The 4743-nt window shown below is 43.5% G+C and carries 5 protein-coding genes; 1 reads left to right on the forward strand and 4 read right to left on the reverse strand.

Translation table 11 applies throughout. The features are described from left to right. Positions 1-247 precede the first annotated feature (247 nt). Both O9295_RS26545 and isiD read right to left on the reverse strand, forming a co-directional pair. Positions 248-1246: an adenosine kinase gene (locus O9295_RS26545; RefSeq protein ID WP_002761882.1), complete on the reverse strand. Its 999-nt coding sequence runs from the start codon at positions 1244-1246 to the stop codon at positions 248-250. Positions 1247-1410: 164 nt separating this feature from the next. Beyond that, entirely contained in the window at positions 1411-1623 is a 213-nt protein-coding gene (gene isiD / locus O9295_RS26550; RefSeq protein ID WP_002796844.1) for a protein IsiD, read from the reverse strand. 148 nt (positions 1624-1771) lie between these two features. On the opposite strand from isiD, the gene O9295_RS26555 reads away from it, so the two are divergent. Further along, positions 1772-2548, forward strand: coding sequence for an SDR family NAD(P)-dependent oxidoreductase (locus O9295_RS26555; RefSeq protein ID WP_288036261.1), 777 nt, complete (start codon positions 1772-1774; stop codon positions 2546-2548). Between the two features lie 66 nt (positions 2549-2614). On the opposite strand, the gene O9295_RS26560 is transcribed toward O9295_RS26555, so the two are convergent. Together O9295_RS26560 and O9295_RS26565 are read right to left on the reverse strand one after the other, a co-directional pair. Beyond that, the gene (locus O9295_RS26560) at positions 2615-3079 is read right to left on the reverse strand and encodes a DNA phosphorothioation-associated protein 4 (RefSeq protein ID WP_158198442.1); all 465 of its coding nucleotides are present in this window, start codon (positions 3077-3079) and stop codon (positions 2615-2617) included. Between the two features lie 80 nt (positions 3080-3159). Continuing rightward, on the reverse strand, positions 3160-4743 hold a 1584-nt coding region (locus O9295_RS26565; RefSeq protein ID WP_288036263.1), incomplete at its 5' end, for an ArnT family glycosyltransferase.

Below are 4743 nucleotides of genomic sequence, written 5' to 3' on the forward strand. Positions count from 1 at the left end.
ACCGATAGGTTATTGCCCGAATGCTTCGCCCCTACAGGACGCGGGCCGATGAAGACGCAAGGTTTTGAACGACGATTCTCTCAAAATCTTGCACCTGTTTCGCTCGTAAAGCCCCAAAACCCTTACTTTGCCTACATTTCAAATTTATTCAGCAAACCCTATCTAAATTACTGGTTAAGACTGTCTATGAGCAGGGAGCAGGGAGAAAAAACCTGACTACTGACTAAAAGCTGATCACTGACAAAACCTATCCCAAAACGATCAAATCGCGCAGGGATTGAATTTCCTCGGTTTGTAAACGCGCTCCAAAAGTAGAAACCACCCGGGCAGCCGCTAGAGAAGCGAGATTTCCCGCCCCTTTGTAACCCATACCGTGGGTAATGCCGTAGAGAAATGCACCTGCGTACATATCCCCCGCGCCGACGGTATCGATCGCCTGTACGGGATGGGGGTCAATTTCCAGGAGATTTTCGCCATCATAGATCAAAGAACCATTGGCACCCCGGGTGATAGCGAATCCTTTAGCAATGGTTTTAAAATAGGCGATCGCTGACTCGATTTCCTCGCTGCCAGAAATAGTCAAAGCTTCCGACTCATTAGCGAAAACGAAATCTAACCCCGTTCCGATCATTTCCAGTAATCCCTCCCGGAAGAAGATCGCCATATTGGGATCCGACAGGGATAAAGCGGTTTTGACTCCAGCAGCCTGAGCAATTTCTCGCCCTTTAATAGCGGCAGCTTTGGCAGTGGGAGAGGTGACGAGATAACCTTCGAGATAGAGATAATCGGCATTAACGATCGCTGAAGGGACTAATTCTCGTTCGGAAATTTCCCCGGTGATGCCGAGAAAAGTATTCATGGTGCGATCGGCATCGGGAGTGACGAAAACTAGACATTTTCCCGTGATTCCCACCTCTTTTTCGCCGCCGTGTTCATTGGTATGCAAACCACAGGCGCGCAGATCTTGCAGATAAAACTTACCTAATTCGTCATTACCCACTTTACAGGAATAGAAACCTCTACCCCCCAACTGAGCGATCGCTACTAGGGTATTCGCCGCCGAGCCGCCACCGCTGCGTTTACAATCAAGAGCCAATTTTTCCATCAACTGGGTTTGACGATTTTCGTCCACCAGCGTCATCACTCCTTTATCGATGCCCAATTCTTGCAGTAATTCAGGAGAGACTTGAAATTCCATATCGACGAGCGCGTTACCGATCCCATAAACGTTGTATTGTTTGCCCATAATTTAGTCGATCGCCTAAAAATACTTTGTTACTGATAGTAGGGAAATAAGGAGCAAAAAGCTAGGGGCTTTTTTCAGCCAGAGAATATCATAATCAAAAATAATGGGTGTGCTAGTCTCACACCCCCAGTAATTTGTGTTAAGTTTTGTTTAACTAAGCAACTTTAAGCCTCATCGTAGGCTTCTAGATCCAACAGATAAAGATAAGATTCGGCTAATTCCTGCCTTTGAAAAGCGATCGCTCGCAGCAGATGCCAATCCCGCAAAGCCTCGAAGGGGTTACTATACTCATCTTTTTCTAGTCGTTCGGCCAAAGACGCAATATCAGCGGCGGTATACTTGGCAATATCTTGATCAGTGAAGCTTATAACTGTCATTTCTGCACCTCCCTCGACCTTTGTTCTATTTCTAGCCTAACATATATTCTGAGTTGAAAAAATGCCTTCCCCGCCAAGTTAAGAACTGTAAATGGAAGGGTAATTGTGGTACAATTCCAGCAAAAAAGCTATTTTTGATTGATCTTCTATGAAAACAGCCCTCATTACCGGTGCTTCCACCGGTATCGGTGTCGTCTTTGCCCGTCAACTTGCCCAACGGCAAATGGAGCTAATTTTAGTCGCTAGATCCAGAGATAAACTAGAACAATTAGCGGCGGAATTGGGGGAACAATACGGGGTAAAAGTGACAGTTATCGTTCAAGATCTGACCGTTGCCGGGGCGGGAAAGCTAGTATATGATACGGTGAACCAAAAAGGAATCAACGTCGATTTACTGGTAAATAATGCTGGTTTTGGTGATTATGGCGCTTTTAGCGATCGGGATTTAGCCCGACAGTTAGAAATGATCCAGTTAAATAATCTGGTATTGGTGGAATTAAGCCACTATTTTCTCCGTCCCATGCTTGCCGGCACTGGGGGGGCAATTATCAATGTTGCTTCCATTGCCGGGTTTCAACCGCTGCCCTATCTTTCCGTCTATGCGGCGACAAAAGCCTTTGTCCTCAGCTTTAGCGAGTCTCTCTGGGCAGAAAATAAAGACAAAGGCGTTGAAATCCTCGCTCTTTGCCCCGGTCCGACGGAATCGAATTTTTTTGAGGTGGCCCGATTTCCCAGGGCTTTTATGGGCAAAAACGGCCGGTTAGATTCGGCGGAAGTAGTGGTACAAGAGGCTTTAACCGCCTTGGCAAACAAACGCCCCAACGTGGTAGCTGGTAAATTGGCTAATAAAATTATCGTCAATCTGCCCCGTTTTTTACCTAGAAGTTGGTTCGTGTCTTTGCTAGAAAAGCAATTCAAGCTCTAACTAGGGTCTGCTGAAAAAGTTTATTGGTGGGGTTAGGAGTCAGGAGAGTTAGGGATAAGATTTCTACTACAAAAATCTGCCTAAATCGAATTCCGTTGTGGCAGTAATTTCTCGAAAACGTTCCTGACTGATAATTAACAATAATCTTTCAGTATAATCCACCGCACCGCGCAATTCTCGTTCTAATCTTGCTAAACCGGCGTTGGCATATTCCTCGAAAATTGTCACTCGCAAAGCTTCCGAATCTACCCCGTGGGGAGAAAGAATTTTCGTGTCTTGGAATTCATTGACTGCCAATAATTTGATTAGGGTATCGTAGCCACGAGAAATAAAAATTTCCAGGTTAATAGGTGAGGGTTCCTTCGCTACATTTTCTATCGTCACCCTCTCTTGATATTTTACCCCTAAAGCCGCCGCAAAAGCGATGACATCAGCATAGGTTTGAAAGGGTCCAATTCCCTGATTAAAATTAACTAAGGACTGGACAAATTCCCCTTTATCTCTAGCAATACGGACTCGATGAATGGACATATTTATCAAGTAAAAAGTAAAAAAGGTGACAAAATTCAGGAGATAGGAATTAGTAGTATTTATGAACTAATTGATCTATTTTAAGGATAAGTTTTAATTAGTCCTTTAGCTTGGTAAACATGAAATTGTTCGATGGTGACACCACCGCGCTTGATGGGAATGACAGCTACTTTAGTTATATCTTGGAAATAGGGACGGTAGCGATCGATTATTTCCGGTCTTTCTAGAGAACTATTCGTAGTAATTAATAAACCATTTTTACCAATCCATTCTTGAGGATTAAACCAAATTTGATAACCCCTTTGATCGTTGTTAAAACAGGTGACGGGAATAGGAACTAGGGGATAAAGGGCCATATCTAGCCATGCGGTCACATAAAAATTATGGGTAAAAACGAAGCTAGAATCTTTTAAGAGTGCTAATAATTCGGGCGAATTAGCAAAGCCTTGACGCAGTTGATCGATATCGACAATTTCCCGAGAAGGGTCCTGTTCTGGGGCAATAATTCCCCCAAAAATTGCGTATTGACTAGGTTTTTGGAAAGTGCCAAAAGTAACGTGAAGCATTGCTATAGATAAAACAGTAACGATAAAAATTCCTGACCCCCATAACCATCTTTTTACCCAGATTCGAGAAGATTGCTGCCAAGTATTGGCCTTTTCTCCTAATAAAATTGTGCAGGACCAGAACCCGGGTAAAATCCAACTAGGGGCGAGATAATGGGAAGCCCCCACATAAAGCATTCCCAGGATTAAAGGCAGAGAAACCGAGAGAATTAACCATTTTTTTACTGATTCTTCTTCTCGATGAAAAAATCTTTTTTTCGAGATAAAGTTAGGAATTTGTTCGGCAAAGCTTTTAAATGTCACCCACCACATCGGCAGACCGAAAGGAGGAAACATCGTGGCGATACTAATGCCAACAACCGAGAGAATACCAAGAATATTAAAGGTTTTGGGTTCTCCAGAAAAACGGTCTTCTAAATGAAAGCGAAAGGAAATCCAATCATGGTTAATATTCCAGTAGATAATCGGCAATAAAGTTATCAAAAAGAGAATAAATCCTAATCCCAACCAAGGGGATCTAAATACAGGCCAATAGCGGGGAGTGGTCAGACAAAATAAAACTAAACCAAAGCCCAAAATAAAGCCGTGATATTTACTTAAAACCGCCAATCCTACGGCAAGTCCAATATAAGCGAGACGATAGCTAGGATGATAGTTTTTTTCCCGAATTGGCCAGAATTCTTGGGCAGCTAAATAGACTGTTAATGACCAAAAAAAGATTAAAGGACTATCTGGCTGCGAAAGAATCCCGAAGACGATCCCATAGATGGGGATCAGAGTGGCGATCGCTAAAGTCATTCTGGCGACCGGCAGACTGAACAATTTTAAAGCCGTCAGATATAGCAAACAGAGGCTGCCAGTATAGAGGAGGAGAGTACCGAAGCGAATGGTAAATTGATTGACTAATCCCGTGATCCAAGTCCCAAAACCCGTGGAAATCGCTACTATTGGCGGATGATCGAAATAACTCCAATCTAGATTATGGCTGTAAACGTAATAATAGGCTTCATCGTAACCGGGATAAAGCCCCAAGGCGATGATTATTCTAAACAGGAGTCCACCGATGAGCAGATAAACGGCCATGCGATCGCTAAGTAT

The organism is Microcystis sp. LE18-22.4A (genome assembly GCF_027531105.1).
Taxonomy (GTDB): Bacteria; Cyanobacteriota; Cyanobacteriia; order Cyanobacteriales; family Microcystaceae; genus Microcystis; species Microcystis aeruginosa.

What these genes read in the sequence shown, in the direction of transcription:
- O9295_RS26545 (WP_002761882.1), bottom strand. Translation starts at nt 1,246, where the DNA reads ATGGGCAAACAATACAACGTTTATGGGATCGGTAACGCGCTCGTCGAT.
- O9295_RS26560 (WP_158198442.1), bottom strand. Translation starts at nt 3,079, where the DNA reads ATGTCCATTCATCGAGTCCGTATTGCTAGAGATAAAGGGGAATTTGTC.
- O9295_RS26555 (WP_288036261.1), top strand. Translation starts at nt 1,772, where the DNA reads ATGAAAACAGCCCTCATTACCGGTGCTTCCACCGGTATCGGTGTCGTC.
- isiD (WP_002796844.1), bottom strand. Translation starts at nt 1,623, where the DNA reads ATGACAGTTATAAGCTTCACTGATCAAGATATTGCCAAGTATACCGCC.